This window comes from Caballeronia sp. EK, assembly GCF_014384845.1.
GTDB classification, from domain to species: Bacteria; Pseudomonadota; Gammaproteobacteria; order Burkholderiales; family Burkholderiaceae; genus Caballeronia; species Caballeronia jiangsuensis.
In genome coordinates this window covers 35,440-56,015 of sequence record NZ_JACSUE010000004.1, presented here as the reverse complement: position 1 = coordinate 56,015, position 20,576 = coordinate 35,440, and the positions used below count along the sequence as shown (strand labels likewise).

At 63.7% G+C, this 20,576-nt stretch carries 20 protein-coding genes; 11 read left to right on the top strand and 9 right to left on the bottom strand.

Features of this window, described 5'->3' with window-relative positions:
• Positions 1–11: 11 nt before the first annotated feature.
• The 3 genes from IAG25_RS12485 to pcaH form a co-directional block, all read right to left on the bottom strand.
• Positions 12–317 (bottom strand): DUF2288 domain-containing protein, encoded by a 306-nt coding sequence (locus IAG25_RS12485; RefSeq protein ID WP_187605131.1) that lies wholly within the window; start codon positions 315–317, stop codon positions 12–14.
• Between the two features lie 89 nt (positions 318–406).
• Positions 407–1,015, bottom strand: coding sequence for a protocatechuate 3,4-dioxygenase subunit alpha (pcaG, locus tag IAG25_RS12480; protein WP_187605130.1), 609 nt, complete (start codon positions 1,013–1,015; stop codon positions 407–409).
• A gap of 6 nt (positions 1,016–1,021) precedes the next feature.
• Positions 1,022–1,723 carry a protocatechuate 3,4-dioxygenase subunit beta gene (gene pcaH / locus IAG25_RS12475; RefSeq protein ID WP_187605129.1) on the bottom strand — a complete coding sequence of 234 codons (702 nt, stop codon included), beginning with the start codon at positions 1,721–1,723 and terminating at the stop codon, positions 1,022–1,024.
• 113 nt (positions 1,724–1,836) lie between these two features.
• Here pcaH and pcaQ point away from each other — a divergent pair, with 113 nt between their 5' ends.
• Positions 1,837–2,775 (top strand): pca operon transcription factor PcaQ, encoded by a 939-nt coding sequence (gene pcaQ / locus IAG25_RS12470; RefSeq protein WP_187605128.1) that lies wholly within the window; start codon positions 1,837–1,839, stop codon positions 2,773–2,775.
• 202 nt (positions 2,776–2,977) lie between these two features.
• The gene (locus IAG25_RS12465) at positions 2,978–3,346 is read left to right on the top strand and encodes a response regulator (protein WP_255503662.1); all 369 of its coding nucleotides are present in this window, start codon (positions 2,978–2,980) and stop codon (positions 3,344–3,346) included.
• A 7-nt stretch (positions 3,347–3,353) separates the two neighbouring features.
• On the opposite strand, the gene IAG25_RS12460 is transcribed toward IAG25_RS12465, so the two are convergent.
• Entirely contained in the window at positions 3,354–4,067 is a 714-nt protein-coding gene (locus IAG25_RS12460; protein ID WP_187605126.1) for a lysophospholipid acyltransferase family protein, read from the bottom strand.
• Between the two features lie 157 nt (positions 4,068–4,224).
• On the opposite strand from IAG25_RS12460, the gene pip reads away from it, so the two are divergent.
• Positions 4,225–5,214 carry a prolyl aminopeptidase gene (gene pip, locus IAG25_RS12455; RefSeq protein ID WP_187605125.1) on the top strand — a complete coding sequence of 330 codons (990 nt, stop codon included), beginning with the start codon at positions 4,225–4,227 and terminating at the stop codon, positions 5,212–5,214.
• Positions 5,215–5,217: 3 nt separating this feature from the next.
• Here pip and IAG25_RS12450 read toward each other — a convergent pair whose 3' ends face one another.
• Positions 5,218–6,438: an EAL domain-containing protein gene (locus IAG25_RS12450; protein WP_187605124.1), complete on the bottom strand. Its 1,221-nt coding sequence runs from the start codon at positions 6,436–6,438 to the stop codon at positions 5,218–5,220.
• 299 nt (positions 6,439–6,737) lie between these two features.
• Between IAG25_RS12450 and IAG25_RS12445 the strand changes: the two genes are divergently transcribed.
• From IAG25_RS12445 to IAG25_RS12435, 3 genes are all read left to right on the top strand, one after another.
• Positions 6,738–7,160: a hypothetical protein gene (locus tag IAG25_RS12445; RefSeq protein ID WP_035501438.1), complete on the top strand. Its 423-nt coding sequence runs from the start codon at positions 6,738–6,740 to the stop codon at positions 7,158–7,160.
• A gap of 551 nt (positions 7,161–7,711) precedes the next feature.
• A complete protein-coding gene (locus IAG25_RS12440; RefSeq protein ID WP_035501440.1) occupies positions 7,712–8,488 on the top strand; it encodes a hypothetical protein in 777 nt (258 codons plus the stop codon).
• A gap of 156 nt (positions 8,489–8,644) precedes the next feature.
• Positions 8,645–11,614, top strand: coding sequence for a putative bifunctional diguanylate cyclase/phosphodiesterase (locus tag IAG25_RS12435; protein WP_187605123.1), 2,970 nt, complete (start codon positions 8,645–8,647; stop codon positions 11,612–11,614).
• A 13-nt stretch (positions 11,615–11,627) separates the two neighbouring features.
• Here the strand turns inward: IAG25_RS12435 and IAG25_RS12430 are convergent, their stop codons facing one another.
• Positions 11,628–11,837: a hypothetical protein gene (locus IAG25_RS12430; RefSeq protein ID WP_035501443.1), complete on the bottom strand. Its 210-nt coding sequence runs from the start codon at positions 11,835–11,837 to the stop codon at positions 11,628–11,630.
• Between the two features lie 211 nt (positions 11,838–12,048).
• Between IAG25_RS12430 and IAG25_RS12425 the strand changes: the two genes are divergently transcribed.
• Positions 12,049–13,272, top strand: coding sequence for an ROK family transcriptional regulator (locus tag IAG25_RS12425; protein WP_187605122.1), 1,224 nt, complete (start codon positions 12,049–12,051; stop codon positions 13,270–13,272).
• Between the two features lie 2 nt (positions 13,273–13,274).
• Here IAG25_RS12425 and IAG25_RS12420 read toward each other — a convergent pair whose 3' ends face one another.
• Entirely contained in the window at positions 13,275–13,901 is a 627-nt protein-coding gene (locus IAG25_RS12420) for a LysE family translocator (RefSeq protein WP_187605121.1), read from the bottom strand.
• Positions 13,902–14,030: 129 nt separating this feature from the next.
• Between IAG25_RS12420 and IAG25_RS12415 the strand changes: the two genes are divergently transcribed.
• The 3 genes from IAG25_RS12415 (at position 14,031) to hutI (ending at position 17,545) form a co-directional block, all read left to right on the top strand.
• Positions 14,031–14,495, top strand: coding sequence for an Lrp/AsnC family transcriptional regulator (locus IAG25_RS12415; RefSeq protein WP_187605120.1), 465 nt, complete (start codon positions 14,031–14,033; stop codon positions 14,493–14,495).
• 156 nt (positions 14,496–14,651) lie between these two features.
• Positions 14,652–16,325, top strand: a complete 1,674-nt coding sequence (hutU, locus tag IAG25_RS12410; protein WP_187605119.1) for a urocanate hydratase — start codon at positions 14,652–14,654, stop codon at positions 16,323–16,325.
• The gene (hutI, locus tag IAG25_RS12405) at positions 16,325–17,545 is read left to right on the top strand and encodes an imidazolonepropionase (protein ID WP_187605118.1); all 1,221 of its coding nucleotides are present in this window, start codon (positions 16,325–16,327) and stop codon (positions 17,543–17,545) included. The genes hutU and hutI overlap by 1 nt, the downstream gene beginning before the upstream one ends.
• A 64-nt stretch (positions 17,546–17,609) precedes the next feature.
• On the opposite strand, the gene IAG25_RS12400 is transcribed toward hutI, so the two are convergent.
• The gene (locus IAG25_RS12400) at positions 17,610–17,861 is read right to left on the bottom strand and encodes a GlsB/YeaQ/YmgE family stress response membrane protein (protein ID WP_035501449.1); all 252 of its coding nucleotides are present in this window, start codon (positions 17,859–17,861) and stop codon (positions 17,610–17,612) included.
• A gap of 205 nt (positions 17,862–18,066) precedes the next feature.
• Between IAG25_RS12400 and IAG25_RS12395 the strand changes: the two genes are divergently transcribed.
• On the top strand, positions 18,067–18,555 hold the full coding sequence (locus tag IAG25_RS12395; RefSeq protein ID WP_187605117.1) for a hypothetical protein: 489 nt from the start codon (positions 18,067–18,069) through the stop codon (positions 18,553–18,555).
• A 99-nt stretch (positions 18,556–18,654) separates the two neighbouring features.
• Here the strand turns inward: IAG25_RS12395 and IAG25_RS12390 are convergent, their stop codons facing one another.
• On the bottom strand, positions 18,655–20,472 hold the full coding sequence (locus IAG25_RS12390) for an OmpA family protein (protein WP_187605116.1): 1,818 nt from the start codon (positions 20,470–20,472) through the stop codon (positions 18,655–18,657).
• Positions 20,473–20,576: the final 104 nt, after the last annotated feature.

The window sequence follows — 20,576 nt, the reverse complement described above, 5'->3', positions numbered from 1 at the left end:
AGACTCGTGAATCAGCCGCGTTCCTGCACGCATACCCAGGGCGAAGTGACAACCGCCCACAATTCCGGATCGCGCGCGGCGAGATCGGCGGCCGTTTCGGCCTGCATGCGCTCGACCAGCCCGCCTGCGAGCCATTGCGTGACCTGTTGCGTGTCGTCGGTGGCGACGGCTTCCGCGACGCTCACGAGATCGAGATCGCGCTTCACCCAGATGAGCTTGCCCTGCGCGAAGAAGCGCTCCAGTTCGGACCAGCCGATCTGGGCGGTTTCACCGAGGAGCTTGACGTAGAGCGGGCTGGGCGTGGGAGCGTCGGACATGGGAGAAAGCGCAGAAAAGACAAAAGGCGACCGACACTATAACGCAGTGCCGGACGCCCTTCGTTTCAAACGACTGCTGCGAGAAAGCTTTACAGGTCGAAGAACACCGTCTCGTTCGGGCCGCGCAGATGGATGTCGAAGCGATAGATCGTGCCCGACGAACCCGGCTTGGCCGATGCGCCCGCTTCGCGCTTCGCGATCAGCGTATGACGGCGCTCGGCCGGCACGCTCTGCAGCACGGCGTCCTTCGCATTGGCTTCGGTTTCGTCCTCGAAGTAGATGCGCGTGTACGTGTGCAGCAGCATGCCGCGCATCAGCACGATGACGTCGAGGTGCGGCGCGGAATCGTCGGCGGTTGCGCCCGGCTTCACCGTATCGACGATGAAGCGCAGCTTCGGATCCGTGCCCGTGCCCACGCGGGCGAAGCCGCGGAAGCCCGATTCGCGCGCTTCCTGCGCGCTTTGCGCGTAGCGGCCATTTGCATCGGCCTGCGCGACTTCGATCAGCGCGTCGTTGACGGGCTTGCCTTCGGCGTCGAACACGTTGCCGACGACGGCGATATGCTCGCCCGGCACTTCACGATCCGCCGCCGATGCGGTGAAGAGGCTCTTCAGATCGAAGTTGTATTGCTCGGGAACCAGGCCGTAAGCGAAGTACGGTCCGACGGTCTGCGATGGGGTCTGTTTCAGCGTGGTCATGTTCGATTACTCCGTCGGCGTTTGGTCCGGGCCGCGCAGCACGATATCGAATTCGTAGCCGAGCGCGTAGTTTTCCTGCGTCGTGTCGATCGAGAAGGACGACACGAGACGCTTGCGTGCCTGCTCGGGAATGCCCTGATAGATCGGATCGAGGTCGAGCAGCGGATCGCCGGGGAAGTACATTTGCGTGACGAGGCGCGAGCCGAAGTATTCGCCGAAGAGCGAGAAATGGATGTGCTGCGGACGCCACGCGTTCGGGTGATTGCCCCACGGATACGCGCCCGGCTTGATCGTCATGAAGCGATAGCGGCCTTCGTCGTCGGTCAGGCAGCGGCCCGCGCCGAGGAAGTTCGGGTCGAGCGGCGCGTCGTGCTGGTCGGCCTTGTGGACATAGCGGCCCGCGGCGTTCGCCTGCCACACTTCCACGAGCGTGTTGCGCACCGGACGGCCGCCTTCGTCGAGCACGCGCCCCGTCACGATGATGCGCTCGCCGAGCGGTTCGCCGTTTTTCGCGGCGTTGCGGGTGAGGTCGTTGTCGAGCACGCCCAGATCGTCAGCACCGTAGACAGGCACGCGTCGGTTGCGCAGATTTTCCTTCAGCGGAATGAGCGGCAAGCCCGGGCTGCGCAGGATCGACGACTTGTAACCCGGCGACAGATACGCGGGATGGGATTCCCAATCGCGCGGTGTGAGGATGGGGGAGGTCATGTCGACTGTCTCCTGTATTTGGAAGTTGAATAGGATGTTTCTGACGGCTACTTTATAGAACGGCGCAAGTTATGGAAAATGATGTTTCGTGCCATCTTGCATAACGGATCGTCATGGATACCGACTTCACCAACACCCGCGTCAAGTTCAGGCATCTGCAATGTTTTCTTGCCGTCACGCAGCTCGGCAGCGTGCAGCGCGCCGCCGATAGCCTATCGATCACGCAGCCCGCGGTGTCCAAAACCATCGGCGAGCTCGAATCCATTCTAGGCGTGCGGCTGTTCGAGCGTGGGCGGCGCGGCGCGGTGCCCACGCGCGAGGGACGGCTTTTCGCGCCGCACGCGAGCGCATGCGTCGCGTCCCTGCGCGAGGGCGTCGACATGCTCCTGCGAGAACGCGGCGACATGCCCGGGTCCATCGCGATCGGCATTTTGCCGACGGTCGCGCCGGTGCTGCTGTCGCCCGCGCTGATGTCGTTCCGGCAGCAATGGCCGGCGGTGTCGCTGTCCGTCTGGACCGATTCCAACGCGCTCCTGCTGGAGAAGCTGAAGGCGGGCGACGTCGATCTCGTGGTCGGGCGGCTGTCGGAGCCGGAGGCGATGCACGGGCTGTCCTTCGAGCAGATTTATCGCGAGCCGCTCGCCGTGGTCGTGCGCCGCGAGCACCCGTTGACGCTCGAAACGCCGCTCACGCCCGCCTTGCTCGCGCGCTTCGTGATCGTCGTGCCGCCGTTCGGCACGTTGATCCGTCAATCGGCTGAAAGCGTGCTGACGGCATTCGGCGCGCATGCGCTGACGGCGCTCGTCGAAACCCTGTCGGTGTCGCTCGGGCGCTCGCTCGCGATGAACAACGACGCCGTGTGGTTCGTGCCCGCCGGCGCGGTCGAGCAGGACATCGCGCTCGGGCTGCTCGCCGCGCTGCCGATGCCCTTCGCCGGCACCGACGAGCCTATCGGCCTGATTCGCCGCAACGACGCCGCGCGCACGCCGGTGGAGGAAACGCTCGTCGATGCGCTGCGCGAAGCCGGCCGTTCACGCGCCAGGAGCAAATGACCGCAGATGACGGGCGGCGCGCAAGTTGCTGAAGCAGCATTTACCGCGCAGGTTTTGCGCGAAAGAAATACTATGACAAAAGCGGCGGGTACGAAGTGACTGCAACAAACGGCGTCGGCGGCGGTCACATCCGAGGTTGTCCGCCGCCTCCGTCGTGAACGTCCCGCCCCACACACGCGCCGCACTCGAACATGTTCGCAAGATGAAGACCGTATTGCTCGTCGACGACGACCCCGACACCATCGAAGCCTGGACCCTCTGCATGCAAGGCGAGGAGTGCACCGTCTTGTGCGCGTTCGACGGCAACGGAGCGTTATCGATACTCGGAGAACAGAGGGTGGACATCGTCGTGTCCGACTGGATGATGCCCGGCCTCGGCGGCGCGCTGCTCTGTCAGACGATGAAGAACGACGCGACGCTCGCGCACATTCCTTTCCTGATGATTTCGGGGCATCCGAATCCGCCGGCTTTCGTCAGCTACGACGGCTATTTGCGCAAGCCCGTCGACATGGAGACGCTGATTTCCGCGGTCAATCGTTTGTGCGCCGCGAAGAAGCGGCCTTTGTATTGAGCGGCGACTAGCGCAGTTCCGCCAGCGCCACGTCCATCTGTGACTGCGCGAGGCGGTTCAACTCCTGCGGAATCTGGCAATCGAGCGGCAGGCAGGGCGTGACGATCACGCGGATATGCCCGCCGCGATCCGGCCAGCCCTTCGCGGGCCACACCTTGCCCGCGTCATGCACGACAGGCACGACCGGCACCTTCGTCGCGCACGCGAGGCGCACGCCGCCCGACGCGAGCTTGAGCGGCGCATCGTGCGCGACGCGCGTGCCTTCCGGAAAAATCACCACCGAATCGCCTTTCTCGAGCCGCGCCGCGCACTCGCGTGTCACGGCGGCGTGCGCCTGACGGATCGAGCCGCGATCGAGGCTCACCATGTCGAGCCCGCGCAGCACCCAGCCGAAGAACGGAATGTTCATGAGTTCGTGCTTGAACACGAAACTGATGCGCCGGGGAAAGAGCGCCATGAACGAGAGCGTCTCCCAGGTCGATTCGTGTCGCGACAGAATGATGCACGGGCCTTCGGGCAGATGCTCCAGCCCTTCGATCGAGCACGTGACGCCGGTGATGACGCGCATCATCACGACCATCGCGCGGCACCAGAGCTTCGCGAGCCGGTAACGCCCGTTACGCCCGACGAACGGAAAGAACGGCAGGATCAGGATCGACCAGACGATGCCGCTGCCGAGCAGATAGGTTGCAAAGAGCCACTTGACGAGGGTGCGTCGCATCGAAATTCGTGAGATGACAGTTGGATGACGAACATCCGGAATCCGCAAGCATAGCGTATCGGGCGAAACGCACCGGGCGATCATTTCGCGCCATGCGATGTCATCGAAGCGATGCAACAATGGAGCCCGACGAAGCCTATTCAGCAAGGAAGACGCAATGGACAATCAATCGCCGGTGCAGTTCGACGAAGGCATGCTCGACGTGGGCGACGGTCACTCGATCTACTGGCGCGCGCAAGGCCCGCGCGAGGCGCCCGTGATGCTCGTCGTGCACGGCGGCCCCGGCGGCGCGATGAACGTGAAATGGGCCGAGGTGCTCGAACAGGACAAATGGCGCGTCGTGTTCTTCGATCAGCGCGGCTGCGGCAAGTCCACGCCGTTCGGCAAGCTGGAGGCGAACGGCATCGACGCGCTCGTCGGCGACATGGAAACGCTGCGCGTCGCGTTGAACATCGAGCAATGGGCGATCTTCGGCGGCTCGTGGGGCACGACGCTCGGTCTCGCATACGGCGTCGCGCATCCGGAGCGCTGCACGGGTTTCCTGCTGCGCGGCATTTTTCTCGCGCGGCGCGAGGATATCGACTGGTTCCTGTGGGACGTTCGACGCGTGTTTCCCGAAGCGCATCGCGCGTTTCTCGATGCGATCGAGGCGGCGTGCGGCAAGCGTCCCACGAATGCGGAAGAAATCTTACGGATGACCGAAGCGCCGCTCGCGCGTTTCGACGAGGCGGGGACGCGGCTCGCGCGCGCGTGGACGCACTACGAGACCACGCTGTCCGTCGTCAACAAGCCGGAGAAGGAACCGGCCGAGGAAGAGAAGCGCCCGAGCGCGGAAGCGAACTCGGCCGCGATCTCGATGGCGCTCCTCGAGCGGCACTACATGGCGAACGAACTGCCGCCGGTGCCGCTATTGCCGCTCGTCGCGCGTATCGCGCATCTGCCTTGCCGGATCGTGCATGGACGCTTCGACATGGTGTGTCCCGCCGATCAGGCACTGGACCTCGCCGCGCGCTGGCCCGGCGCGGAACTGGCCGTCGTGAATGCGGCGGGGCACTGGACCTTCGAGCCTGGCAATCTCGCGGCGCTGCGCGCGGGCGCGGCGGCGCTTTCAAGTGCGATCGCGCGAGCGAAGAGCGCTACCGCCTGACGCTCAGAAAATCGCGGGCGCCGCTTCGGTCAGCTTGCGCCAGTCGAGGTCCGCGCCGATCACGACCGGCCTTGCGGCGTGCTGCGTCGCGATCGTGAGCGTCACGCAAAGCGACGTGCCCGTCACGGAGAGATAAGGCGCGCTCGTGATCACCTGCTGCGGTTTCGCGTGCGCATCGACGAAATACGGGCGATTGTCCCAGCGCCCGGTCGATGGATCCGCGATCGGCGCGAAGCGCTCGCTCGGCGCAATCGCCGCGGCGCCGGCGAGGCCCGGCATGAACTCGCGGCCGCCCCGATCGAGGAAGAAGCAACTGAGCGTGCACGGCAGCGCGAGCAGATCGGCGCACGCGGATTCGGTCGTCGCGCCCGACGCGAAGCGCCGCGCGGCCTGCGTGAGCCCCGCGCGATAGGGCAGCAAGAGCAGGTCGCCCGCGAGGCGCTCGGTGCGCCGCGTCTGGGCGAGCGTGTCGAACACGTCTTCGAAAAGCGGCGTCGCCACGCCGCGTTCGGCGAGTTCCGCCGATGGCATGCCGAACAGATAGCCCTGCACGAAATCGACGTTCGAGCGCGCGGCGAGCATCAGGTCCTCGCTCGTCTCGATGCCTTCCGCGACCACGAACATGCCCGACTCGTGCAGCAGATCGACGAGCTTCGGCATCAGCGCGTCGCGCATGTGGGCGCTCTTGGTCCGCACGAGACTGCGATCGAGCTTGACGATGTCCGGCCGCAGCGTGATCAGCCGGTCGATGTTGGAATGCCCCGCGCCGAAGTCATCGACCGCGACGAGAAAGCCCTGCGCGCGAAACGCGTGCGTAGCGCGCGAGATTTCCTCGACATCCGTGCCGCCCGACTCCAGCACTTCGATCACCAGCCGCTCGGGCGCGAGTCCCGCTTCGCGCGTTGCAGAGGCGAGCCGCGCGGCATAGCCCGGATCGGTGAAAGTCGCCGGATTGATGTTGAGGAAGAGCCACTGCGCGGCAGGCAATATCGACGCCGCGTTGCGCAGATGCGTGAGGTGGCTCATGCGATCGAGCTCGGTCAGCGTGCCCGCGACGATCGCTCGCCCGAAAAGATCGAACGGTCCGACGAGCGCGCCGCCGCCCGCATCGCCGCGCAACAGCGCCTCGTAGCCCACCTCGCGTTGATGCGGCAGGCTGTAGATCGGTTGCAGATGCGTGCGCAGCGCGATGCCGTCGACGACCTCCGTGTGTCGGGTCAGCACGTTCAGGCGCGGGTGGACAGCGTGCGGGAAGCGAGCGCCGGCGGACGAATGCGCAAGGGAGCAGTCAGGTCGATTAACGGCACGGCAGTCACGCGTTTCGGTGGGGATGTGCGCAATATCGGCCGGTCGTGCGCAAACTTGAGCATCGAAGACGTTCGCAGGTCAGGAACGCTTCGGCTGTCTCCGGTTTGCTGCAAAGGCCCGCGCGACCTATCTTTGTTGGTGCGATGCTACGATCCGCCTGCAACTTAAGCCGGGCCGCGCCCGTCGAAAGCTGCAACGAACCCCTAGAGAGAGATATGGCGCAACAGAAAACCAATCCCAAACTCGAGCAGGCGCTGACGCGTGGCGATCTCGCGATCCGCCAGGCCAACTCGGGCCGCGCCACCGCCGTGCTGCGCGCGCTCGGCAAGATGATCGTGGAGGCCTCGGCGACGATCGGCGTCGAGGCGCACGTCGTCATTCACGATGGCGACAAGATTTACGATCCCGCCGACGGCGTGTGGCCGCAGCAGTTGCTCGTGTCGCTCGATGGTCCGGTCGAAGACAACGATCCGGACGAGATTCGCACGATCACGCTGCTCGCCGATACCCCCGCGACGATTTTCCGCTGCGAATGGCAACGCGCCGACGGCAATATCGGACGACAAGAAGGCCGTCCGCTCGCGATGGTCGCTTTCATTACCGACGTCGATATTCCCTGGCTCGACGAGGACGACTGATTTTTTAATCCGCTTTGGCGGATTCCACACAGTCGACATGATTATGTTGTGATAGCGCGGGCGTTTTTTCGAAAGAGCGCCCGCCTTTTTGTTTCGGCTTTTTCAGCGGCATTAAATCCCCATCCCCGCGTGTTCGGCGTTTCGCACTTTCTGCGAAGAAAAAGTGTAAGCAAACGTTACCAGTTACTCTTTCTAACGTATTTTCCAGCGTTTACGCGATGCTCCACGAGCGTTCTGCGAACGCTATTCTCCTGATTGTCTCTCGCGTCGCCTGGTGGCTGCTCGCCCTCGTTCTTTCACTTTTGATCGGGCTCGCATATTCCTGTACGGCATATGGATATGTGGTTTTCGGCGGCTGCCGGCGACTGCTTTTCGCCGTTTAGAAGCTTTCTTCCACTCCTTTAGCCTGAAATTTGCTGAGAAACAGTGGCAAGCGCGCACCCCGTTATTTGACTTCGTGAGAGGCTCGTTTCGCCCGTGTAAGGAACCACTACAAAACCTCCTCGACACGCGGCACCTTTCCAATCGCCAAGAAAAAATGGGGTTTACAAATGGAACGTCTGAACCTTGCCACCAATGCCGCCGCTAACCAAACCGAATCGGCGGTTCGCCCAACTCTCACGGTCGTACCCGCACTTCAGAAAAGTGAGCGTATGCCGTTTACTATCCGTATCGTCAAAGACGATGCTGGATTGCAAAAAGCCGTGAGCATCAGACGTTCGGCCTATGGGCGGCATCTGCCCGAATTCGCCGACAAGATGACGATCGAGCCTTCGGACTGGGATCGCGGCACGGCTGTCCTTCTGGCGGAATCGAAGCTGGACGGCGCGCCGCTCGGCACCATGCGCATTCAGACCAATGCGTACGGTCCGCTCGCCGTCGAGCAGTCGGTGCGTCTGCCCGACCATCTGGCAACGAGCCGCCTCGCGGAAGCGACGCGTCTCGGCGTCGCGGGCGGGATGGTGGGCCGCGTAGTCAAGGTGGCGTTGTGCAAGGCACTGTGGATGTTCTGCGAATTGCACGGGATTGATTACATGGTGATTACGGCGCGTACGCCGCTGGATCGGGAGTATGAGGCGATGCTCTTCAAGGATGTCTTCGGCGTTAATGAATTTCTGCCGATGTCGCATGTGGGCGGCTTGCCGCATCGCGTGCTCGCAAAAGATGTCGCCGCGGCACGTCAGCGCTGGGAAGAAGCCCGTCATCCGCTTTTCAATTACATGGTGCACACGCATCATCCGGATATCGATTTGCATTCTGTAGATTTATCTTTTGACTGGGAACCGGTACGATGCCCGGAAGCCCCGTTGATGGCTTACGGCAGGTGAAAAAGGCACGATCGTATTCAGGAAGGTAAAAGCGAATAACCGGATCGCAAAGCGGTCCGGTAGGCCAAAAAGCGGCGGCGCACGGGGTTCTTCGGGCTCCGCCGCTGTCTGCGCCGGCGTATTTCGCGCTGGGCGCAAACGGGGGTTTTTCCAGGTATGGCGTCGGTTATTCCAGCTTCCTTATCGAGATTCAGACGCACGGGCTCGTGGATCGACGACGCGCTGTATGCAGTCGCCGTTTACGCCGTGCCGATTCTGATTTTGCTCGGTACGATCGCGACGCTCTATTTCCTGCCGCGCCAATATGAAACGCGCGGCGCGGTTCCGCTCGCACTTCACGTCGTCGCCGATAAAAGCGGCAACATGACGCCCGCCAATGCGCTCGACGCGCTACAAGGCGCGGCGCCCGTTTCCCGATACAGCACACGTCTTTCCGAGAAGCCGGTCTGGTTCAGTTTCACGACGCCGAGCATGAGCGCGGATTCGTCGACGGTCGTCGAATTGCCGTCCCGTCATGCGCAAACGCTTGCCTGCTGGAACGCGAAAACGCTCGCGCCGCTCGGCCAGGCGGATCGCGAAGGCGTGACCGGCGAAATGCGCGTGGTGAAGGCGGGCTTCTCCATTCAGGTCGGCCGTATCAAACAGGCCGAGAATATTCTGTGCCGCGGCACGTTTTCCGGTCCCGCGCAAATCAATGCCTACGCGTGGGAATGGCAGGGCTTGCGTAATTCGGCGCTCGACTTTCAGGAAAGTTCGGGGCTGATCGCCGGCGGTTTGCTGACGCTCGCGGTGTTCGTCTTCGTCACGGCGCTCATCAATCACGAATGGACCTACGTGATTTTCGCCGTGTGGCTCGTCGGCAATCTGCGTCTGTGCGCGAACGCGATGGGCTGGGACATGCAATGGCTCGGCCGCGTGCTGCCGTCGGACTTCATGCAGCCGCTGCGGCAATTCACCTTTGCCGCCTATTACCTGCTGACGGCCGCGCTATTCCAGCAGCTTTTCCGGCGCGAGTTGCGCGTGGTCGGTTATCGCTGGCTGCTGCGCGTGATCCAGTATGTCGGCATCGTGCTGCTCGCGGCCGCGTTCGCGCTGCCGTATGCGCTGTTCATTCCGACACTGTGGATCATCGCGGGCTTCGGCATCTGCGTGCTGCTGTTTTTCCTCGCGCGGCTCGTATGGATGGCGCGCTCGCGCACCGTGCTCTGGTATGTCGCATCGCTCGGCGTGGTGCTGTTCTCGACATTCTCCGAAGTGCTCGGCGCGGCCTTCGGCCTGAAGGTGCTCGTCGGCGGCGTGAATACGGTGATGGCCGCGCTGTCGTCGAGCATGATGGCGGCTTTCGCGATCGCCGAGCAGATGCGCGCCGAACGCGATTTCCGCCGCCAGGCGCAGATGGAATTGCGCAATACCTACGAAGTCACGCCGATCGGCCTCTTCACGCTCGACGCCGACGGTCACTTCGTCCGCGCCAATCCCGCGTTGCGCGCGATGCTCGATCTGCAAAAAACCGACTACAAGGTGCGGCACTGGAACGACTATTTCGAGGCCGGCGCGTGGGGTGCGTTGCAGGCGCTGGCGTCGAAGGGCAGCGACGGCGAACTCGAAATGGGCGGCTCGCCCGAGCGCGGCACCGGCGAGCGGCGTTATCTGTTGAAGGCGATCCGCTCGAACGGATGGATCGAAGGCTCGCTGCAGGACACGACGGAGCGCTCGAAGGCCGTCGAGCGGCTGCGCTTTCTCGCCGAACACGATTCGCTGACCGGCTCGCTGAATCGCCGCGGCGTCGAGAAGGCGATCTCCGCGCAGAGCGAAGAGACGCTGCCGTGGGCGCTGGCCTATGTCGATCTCGACCGCTTCAAGCTCGTCAACGATCTCTTCGGCCATCGCAGCGGCGACGAAGTGCTGCGCCAGGTCGCGGCGCGCACGCGGGCGCACTTCGCGCGCAGCTATCCGGTCGGGCGTATCGGCGGCGACGAGTTCGTCTGCGTGATGCACGACACGTTGATCGAAGACGCCATCGCGCAATGTCGCGAGCTCATTTCCATTCTGTCCGACGCGCCGTATCAGGTCGGCAATCGCGCGTTCCAGGTGAAGGCGTCGATCGGTCTCGTCGAATGCTCGCAGGGCGTGCGCGTGCAGGACGCGCTTTCCCACGCGGATCGCGCGTGCCGCGAAGCGAAGAAGGTCGCGCATACGCATCTCGTCACGTATCGCAAGGGCGCGGCGGCGTTCGAGGAGCGCGCGGAGGAACTGAAGCTCGTCGAGACGCTCGGGCGCAATCGCCTGCCGCCGGGTCTTTTCCTCGTGATGCAGCCGATCATGTCTCTGTCCGCGCCGACCGAATCGCTCAACTTCGAAGTCCTGCTGCGCATGCGCGCGCCCGACGGCGCGACGCTGCCCGCGGGCAAGGTGATCGTCGCGGCGGAGGAATCGGGCAATATCGCGGCGATCGATCGCTGGGTCATTTCGACGCTGCTCGACTGGATCGAGGTGCATCAGCAGCAACTCGGCAACACGCAGTTCATCTGTGTGAATCTCTCGGGCGGCTCATTGAACGACGAGCAGTTCATGGAGGACATCTTCGCGCTCTTCGCGGCTCATCAGTCGATCGTGCATTACCTGTGTCTGGAGATCACGGAGAGCGTCGCGCTGCACGATCTCGAGAACACGCAGCGCTTCATCGCGCGCGTGCACGACATGGGCGGCAAGATCGCGCTCGACGACTTCGGCGCGGGCTACACGTCGTTCAAATATCTGAAGGCGCTATCCGCCGATGCGCTGAAGATCGACGGCGAATTCGTGCGCTCGATGTGCGCGCATCCGGCCGATATCGCGATCGTCGAGGCGATCGTCGCGCTCGCACGCAATCTCGGCATGCGCAGCGTCGCGGAATGGGTCGAGGACGTCGATACCTTGCGCGCGTTGCAGGAGATCGGCGTGGACTACGTGCAGGGCTTCCTGGTCGCGCGGCCGCAGGACAGCTCGGCGATTCTCGCGGCGAGTTCTGCCGCGAGCTTCGTGAAGGATCCGGAAGTGATCAGTTTCGTCGAAGGTCTTTCGGAGCCGGTTCAGGCGACCGTGTTCGACTACGAATGGCACGCGCGCGCCTCGGGCACGCACTGAGCACGGCGCGCGCTCAAACCGTCTTCATCTCGCTCAACACCTTCGCCGCCGCAATCGGGATGCGCGTGTCGTCCCATTGCGCGAGCCACTGAATCTCTTTGCGCGTGAAATACCCGGCGTGATTGCGCAGCGCGAACTGCAGCGAATCGACGATGTGATCGCGAATGATCTGCGGCGCGTTCTCGTCCTTGACGATCGCGTGGAGGGCTTCGAGTGTGCTCATGTGTGTTGGTCGGTGATGACGGTTCCCGTCGAACATAACCGACTAAAAATCGCGACAAAAATCGACCTGCATCGCCGCGCGGTGCAAGGAAAGGCGCTTGCTAAAATCGTCCCGGATGTCTTTACTAAATAAAAACACTGGATTTAATCGAACGGGGACGAACACATGATCGATGTACGGCGCGCCCGAGCGTCCCGAGAGGCCCGCGACGATGTCTGAGCGGCCCGCGCGCAAAGCCTCGGCGCATTCCGTCGGTTCGAATCAGCTCGGCATGCGCCAGTTCAACGAGCGCATCGTGCTGCAGGCGATCCGGCTTCACGGCGCGCTGCCCAAGGCCGATATCGCGCGCATGACGCGCCTGTCGATGCAGACGGTTTCGCTGATCGTCGATCATCTGATCGAGGACGGACTGCTCGCGAAGGAGCCGCGTTCGCGCGTGCGCGGACGTATCGGTCAGCCCTCGGTGCCGATCTCGCTGCGCGCGGACGGCGCGTTTTCCATCGGCGTGAAAGTGGGGCGACGCAGTCTCGACGTATTGTCGATGGACTTCGCCGGCAACGTGCGCACGCGCGAGACGCTCGAATATCCGTATCCCGATCCGCATACGCTCTTTCCCGCGCTGGAAGAGCGGCTCGCGCGCGTGGTCGGCGCGCTCGGCGACGGCGCTCGGAAGATCGCGGGAGTCGGCGTCGCGGCGCCGTTGTGGCTCGGCGGCTGGCGCGACTTCTTCGACACGCCGCCCGATGCGCTCGCGGCGTGGGACGACATCGACATCCGCGAACGCATCGAAGCGATGACCGCGCTGCCAGTGGAATTCGCCAAGGACACGACGGCCGCGTGCGCCGCCGAGCTCGTGATGGGTCAGGGACGCGGGCTGCGCAACTTCCTGTATGTGTTCATCGGCACGTTCATCGGCGGCGGGCTCGTGATCGACGGTCGCCTGCACGCGGGACCGGGCGGCAACGCTGGCGCCATCGGCTCTTTGCCGCTGATGAAACGCGGCAAGGGGCAACGCGCGGGGCAATTGCTCGATACGGCGTCGGTATATGTGCTGGAGAAGGCGTTCGTCGCGGCGGGCGCGCCGGCCGCCGCTGCGCACGACGAGCGCGCGTGCTCGCCGGCGCTGCGCGAGCTATCGGACGCGTGGATGCGTGAGAGCTGTCCCGCGATCGCGACGGGCATCGCAGCGTCGGCCGCGCTGCTCGATCTCGAAGCCGTGGTGATCGACGGCGAGATCGACCGGACCTTGCTGCGCGAGGTCATCGGCCGCACCGATGACGCGCTCGCCGCCTTCGACTGGCAAGGCATGACGCGCCCACGTCTCGTCGAAGGGCAGATCGGCCCCGACGCCCGCGCCATGGGCGGCGCGATCCTGCCGCTTTATGCGCATTTCGCGCCAAAGCACGAGCTTTTTCTCAAGCCGCTCGAAGCCTGAGTTCAGTCCAGCGAGAGCCGCGCGGCGAACGCGAGCAGCGCGGCGGAAAACGTCCAGCGCTGCACGGTCTGTGCTTTCGGATGACGGCGCAGCCAGCCGGAAATCCGCACCGCGCCCGCCGCCAGCGCGAGGTCGAACATGACGCCGACCGCGACCAGCACGACGCCCAGTTCCAGCACCTGCGACCAGACCGGACCGGACTCCGGCCGCACGAATTGCGGGAGCAGCACGGAGCAGAACAGCAGCGCCTTCGGATTGAGAATGCTGCTCAGAATGCCTTTGGCGTAAGCCGAACGTAGCGTGGATGCGGCGGCCTGACCGGGCGTCGCGTCGAGGCCGAACGCGGGCGAGCGGAAAATCTGGATCGCCACATAAGCGAGATACAGGCCGCCCGCGATGCGCACGCCGTCGTAGAGCCACGGCGCGCTGCGCAAGAGAGCGGCGACGCCGAGCGCCGACAGCGTCACATGCGTCGCCCGCGCGGTGGCGAGCCCGGCGGCCACGGCGAGACCGTGTCGGAAACCGCGCGAGCCGCTCGTCTGAAGCACGAGCGCCATGTCCGGTCCCGGCAGCGCATAAACGACCGCCAGCGCGCCGATGAAAACCCAAAGTAAGTGTGCCGAGACCATGATTCGCTCCTGTTTCGATGGCTACATCGTGCCATTTCGGATGGAGCGTTTTCTGGCCTTTTTCATCAGTTCCTCCTTTGGGATTGCGGCTTTCCTCTAGAATTATTGGCAAATCAAGAGGAAAGCTCCATGACCGAAATCGACCGAATCGACCGCGCGATGCTTGTCGCGCTACAGCAGGACGGACGCATGTCCGTCGCGAAACTCGCCGAGCGCGTCGGCCTGAGCGAGACGCCGTGCGCACGCCGGCTCAAGCGCCTCGAAAGCGAGGGATATATCGACGGCTATCGTGCGGTGCTGTCGCGCAAGGCGCTGGAACTGGGCGTCGTCGCCTTCGCGCAGGTGCGTTTCAGCGTGCACGATCGCGCGCTGTCGGATCGTTTCGAACGCGAAATTCGGGGCATTCCACGCATCGTGTCGTGTCACAACATATCGGGCACGGCGGATTATCTGCTTCAGATCGTCGCGCGCGATCTCGACGAGTACGGCGTCTTCATGCGCGACGTCCTGCGCACCTTGCCGGGCGTGACGGCCGTCGAATCGATGCTCTCGTTGCGGGAGCTCAAACGCGACGGCGGTTTGCCCGTACCTTGACGATTGTCTATACAAGATTGACACAAGGACGACGCGACGGCTCCGGGATTCCCCTAATACACCCTAAGTTGTATATACAAGAACATGAGAACCATTCGATGCGAGCCGTCGCTCGTGTCCTTCGACTCTCTCTTTTCTTGATGCGCAGGAGCATTCGTGACTTCATCTTCCCGTTTTCGCGACACCGAGATCCGCGCGCCGCGCGGCACGCAACTCAACGCCAAGAGCTGGCTGACCGAAGCGCCGCTGCGCATGCTGATGAACAATCTCGACCCCGAAGTGGCCGAGAATCCGAAGGAACTGGTCGTGTACGGCGGCATCGGCCGGGCGGCGCGCGACTGGGCGTGCTACGACAAGATCGTCGAGACGCTGAAACGCCTCGAAGCCGACGAGACGCTGCTCGTCCAGTCGGGCAAGCCGGTCGGCGTGTTCAAGACGCATGAAAACGCGCCGCGTGTCCTGATCGCGAATTCGAATCTCGTGCCGCACTGGGCGAACTGGGAGCACTTCAACGAGCTCGACGCGAAGGGCCTCGCGATGTACGGGCAGATGACCGCCGGCAGCTGGATCTACATCGGCAGCCAGGGCATCGTGCAGGGCACGTATGAGACCTTCGTCGAAGCCGGACGCCAGCATTACGGCGGCGAGCTCAAGGGCCGCTGGGTGCTCACCGCCGGTCTCGGCGGCATGGGCGGCGCGCAGCCGCTCGCGGCGACGCTCGCGGGCGCGTGCTCGCTGAATATCGAATGTCAGCAGAGCCGTATCGATTTCCGTCTGAAGACGCGTTATGTCGATGAGCAGGCGACCGATCTCGACGACGCCCTCGCGCGCATCCAGCGCTACACGTCGGAAGGTCGCGCGATTTCCATCGCGTTGTGTGCGAACGCGGCGGACGTGCTGCCGGAACTCGTGCGCCGCGGCGTGCGTCCCGACATGGTCACCGATCAGACGAGCGCGCACGATCCGCTCAACGGTTATCTGCCGAAAGGCTGGACCTGGGCGCAATATCGCGACCGCGCGCAAAGCGATCCGGCGGGCACGGTGAAGGCCGCGAAACAATCGATGGCCGAGCACGTCCGCGCGATGCTCGCGTTCCGCGAACAGGGCGTGCCGACGTTCGACTACGGCAACAATATCCGCCAGATGGCCAAGGAAGAGGGCGTCGACAACGCGTTCGATTTTCCGGGCTTCGTGCCGGCCTACATTCGTCCGCTCTTTTGCCGCGGCGTCGGGCCGTTCCGCTGGGCCGCGCTCTCGGGCGATCCGGAAGATATCTACAAGACCGACGCAAAAGTGAAGGAGCTCATCGCCGACGACGAGCATCTGCATCGGTGGCTCGACATGGCGCGCGAGCGCATCAGCTTTCAGGGCCTGCCGGCGCGCATCTGCTGGGTCGGGCTCGGCCTGCGCGCGAAGCTCGGCCTCGCGTTCAACGAGATGGTGCGCAACGGCGAGTTGTCGGCGCCGGTCGTGATCGGCCGCGACCATCTCGATTCCGGCTCGGTCGCGAGTCCGAACCGCGAAACCGAAGCGATGCAGGACGGTTCCGACGCCGTCTCCGACTGGCCGCTCCTGAACGCGCTCCTGAACACGGCGAGCGGCGCGACGTGGGTATCGATTCACCACGGCGGCGGCGTCGGCATGGGCTTCTCGCAGCATTCGGGCGTGGTGATCGTGTGCGATGGCAGCCACGAAGCCGATGCACGCATCGCACGCGTGCTGAACAACGATCCGGCGACGGGCGTCATGCGTCACGCCGACGCGGGTTACGACATCGCGATCGAATGCGCGCGCGAACAGGGCCTCGATTTGCCGATGATCACCAAGTGATGAAAAAGCTCTGGCAAAACTGCCACGCCGCAACGATGGTCGGAGGCAAGTATTCGATCATCGAAGACGCGGCGATCCTGACGAACGGCGCGCGCATCGAATGGATCGGGCCGCGCGCGGCGGCGCCGGAGATCGGCGAAGGCGAGCGTGTCGATCTCGAAGGCGCGTGGGTGACGCCGGGCCTGATCGACTGCCACACGCATCTCGTTTTCGGTGGCGATCGGAGCGGCGAGTTCGAAGAGCGGCTCGAAGGCGTGAGCTACGCGGAGATCGCGGCGCGTGGCGGCGGCATCGCGAGCACCGTGCGCGCGACGCGCGAAGCCAGCGAAGAAGCGTTGTTCGAAGCCGCGAAACAACGCGCGCTCGGCATGATGCGCGAGGGCGTGACCGCGCTCGAAGTGAAATCCGGCTACGGGCTCGATCTCGCCAACGAACGCAGGATGCTCGCCGTGGCGCGGCGTCTCGGCGATGCGCTGCCGCTCACCGTGCGCGCGACCTGCCTCGCCGCGCATGCGTTGCCGCCCGAGTACGCGAATCGCGCGGATGACTACATCGCCTATATCTGCGATGAGATGCTGCCGGCGCTCGTCGAAGAAGGCCTCGTCGATGCCGTCGATGCATTCTGCGAGCACATCGCGTTTTCGACGCAGCAAGTCGAGCGTGTGTTTCGATGCGCGCGCGATCTCGGCGTGCCCGTGAAGCTGCACGCCGAGCAGTTGTCGTCCTTGTATGGATCGTCGCTTGCGGCGCGCTATCGGGCGCTGTCGGCGGATCATCTCGAATACATGACCGAGGACGATGCCATCGCGATGGCGCAGTCCGGCACCGTCGCCGTGCTCTTGCCGGGCGCGTTCTACATGTTGCGCGAAACGCAGTTGCCGCCCATCGATGCGCTGCGGCGGCATCGCGTGCCGATCGCGCTCGCGAGCGATCTGAACCCCGGCACGTCGCCGGCGCTTTCGTTGCGCATGATGCTCAACATGGGATGCACGCTGTTTCGCATGACGCCGGAAGAGGCGCTCGCCGGCGTGACGATCCATGCGGCGAACGCGCTCGGACTGCAATCGACGCACGGTTCGCTCGAAGCAGGAAAGGCTGCGGATTTTGTCGCCTGGCGAATCGGCAGGCCTGCCGAGCTTTCGTACTGGCTCGGCGGCTCGCTGCCGAATCGCGTCGTGCGTGGCGGAGCGGAGATCGATTTCGAGCGCATCGCACGATAAACAAAACGCCTCGTCCGGGTTAGGACGAGGCGTTGCGCAAAAAAAGAAATGGTGAAGCGTGGCGTTACGTGCGCTTGCGGATCATTCCCCATACCACGAGCAGGATGATCGCGCCGATCACCGAGGCGATCCATCCCGCGGGCTGCCCCGGCTGATACCAGCCGAGCGCACGGCCGACGTACCCCGCGATGAGCGAGCCGGCGATGCCGAGGACGATGGTCATGATCCAGCCCATATTATCGTCGCCCGGTTTGAGCGCGCGCGCGATGAGCCCGACGACGAGTCCGACGATCAACGTACCGATGAATGCAAACATGCGGTTGCTCCTTGACAGAGTTTTACGGCTTCTTAATTGCGTTGCCGATGGATTCCGGACGGTCCCGGTACATTCAAAGTAGCACGGCGCAATGCGTTTGGGTATGACACTGGCCGTCTGGCCAATGCTTTGAGCACGAACGATGCTCCGTGCATCGTCCAAGGTAAAATTCGTCGCATTGCCCCATTGCTTGCCTTGCTACGATATGACCGATTCCGAATTTCCCTCCGCCGACGACGCGATCCATGAAGATCGCCTCTGGCGCGACGACGGCTGGACCGCGCGCGTGATCAAGAACGAGGACGACGACGGCTGGGCCGTCGAAATGATTCAGACGGGCGAAGCGGAGCCCGCGCTCGTTGGTCCGTGGACGATGGGCCGTGACAAGAAAAACCCAAAACCTCTCGATGCAAACGCGTTTCGCACGTTGGTCAAGACGGCGTCGGAAGTCTTGCGCCGGCACGAACAGCAGCGTCACGCGATGCTGAACAAGAATGTCACCGTCGATGTGCAGGGCGAAGACATCACCGTCACGCTGGAGATCGTTCCCGATGAGGACGATCCCTACGCCAACCTCAAGGCCTTCGATGCGTACGGCGCGCAACTCGCGCACGTGCGTGTGTCGCCGGCATTCAAGCTCAGCAAGGCGAGCGCCGAGCGCTGGGCCGAGAACGATTTCGCGAAGCCGAGCTGAATCGGCTGCATTGCGGCCGCAGCGCGCGCTCAAAGTAAAACGCCGTCGCACTTTCGTGCGACGGCGTCGTGAAAAAAATTGCGCGAGTCGGATCGGCGCTCAGCGTTTCCTGACGACGAATTCGATCCGGCGATTGGCGAAACGTCCGCTCTCGATATCGTTGTCGGCGATCGGATTGGCGTCGCCATAACCCGTGGCCGTGAGCGATTGCGGCGGCACGCCGTTTCGCACCAGGTAGCCACGAACAGCCTCGGCGCGTTCCTTCGATACTTCGAGCTTCGCCGATGCCGCACCCTGTGCATCCGAATAGCCTGCGACTTCGAGATTCACGATCGAGCCCTTGGCTGCGCAACTCTTGAGCAATTGCGCCGTCTCGCCGAGGGTGCCGACCGCGCTTTCCGGCACCTGCGCACTCGAGCGAGCGAAGTTGACGACCTGGAGGTCGAGCACCCGCGTCAGCTTGTCGCCGGAGCAAGGCGTGTCCGTGGCGAGCAGGCTCTTCATCGCGCTGCGAAAGGATTGCGTCGCGGTGGCGACCGCGCCGTCGACGTCGAACGCCGCGACTTGGAACATGCCGCCGAGCGTGCCTTTCAGACGATCGGTCCAGCCGAGTTTTCCGTTCGCTGCGGTGCCGCTCAACTCCACTTTCGAGCCGCTGATCTTGGCTTCCGCACCGGGCACGGTCATGAGCGGGAAGAAATCGTTCAGGCGAGAAAGCCAGGTTGCCGGGCGTGTTTCGGGAACGACGGAAACGTCCGCCGTGTAGGCCTTTCCAAAGCGGGCGGTCAACGTGTCGATCAGATGCTTCTTCTCTGCTTCCGTGCCCACTGTTGCTTCGATCGCCGGGGCGCCCGCTTCGTTGACGCTGAACAGCAACTGCGCGTCTTTCCAGGAAGCGGGCGCGACCGCCGGAGCCGAGGCCGTTTGCGGTGCCGACGCGGTTGTGACAGGCGTGTTCACGGACGTCGCGAGAGGGGCGTTATCGACGGCAGGCGTGGTCGTTAGCGTCGCGGACGAAGCCGGCGTCGACATTTCCGAGACTTGCTGCGTGGCCGGTGCCGCGCTCAGATCGACGCTGCTGCTTTGTGTGAAGCCGCGGTAATAGACCAATGCCAGAACGGCGGCCAAAACGGCGAAGAGCAGCCAGACCCACTTGTTCGAACGTTTCGGCGCGGGCTTGCGCACCGGCGCGCGCATCGGCGGCGGAGCGGGCGGCGTGGCCTTGGAAACCGGCGCGCTTTGCGCGGCGGGAGCGGGCGTCACGACAGGCGCCGGTGCGACTGCCGCTGCTACAGCGACATCGCTATCAGCACGCGATTCCAGGCTCGATGCGACCGTGTCGAGCCGCGGCGTGATGCAACTGGTGAAGCCTTCGGTGTTGCCGACGCCGATAGCCGTCGCGACTGCGTTCGACATCGACGTATTGATTTCGCCGACCTGATCGCGCAGCAGCTTGGGCACCTGTGGCAATCCCCATTGCGCGAGCAGGAAGTGGCGCTTCATGCTGCCGAACAGCACAGCGGCGACGATGCCCGCGAGCGCCGACGTAGCTTGCGTGGGAACGCCTGTTTCGGCCGAAACGGCGTCGCTCAGTGCATCGAGACGCCGGCCCGTCGCGAGCGCGGCGAGCGAATGACCGTTGGCTTCGAGCTGCTTGAGGCCGCCGGTGGTTGTGATCAGCTTGGAGAGTTGATCCGCGATGTGGGCGTTGGTCTCCGGCTGCATGATGACGGAGTACACCGACTGCGAGCCGGGCACGAGCGTCGCCCGGTCCATCAGCGATGCGACCAGGCCGGGCGCGATGCGTAGTGCGAGCTGCCGGACGATCTGACCGGGAATGCCGAATTGTTGCGACAGCTGCTCCGCGATGTGTTCCGGGATCGCGGCATTGACCGCCTGGACCAGATTGATGCTCATCGACTGAAATTCCTTTCTACATGAACGCTTGACGCAAGCGCAAAAGTGCAGTGGATTCTATATGCACAGTTATCCTAAAAAAAATCGTGCAACCTTCTTTACGA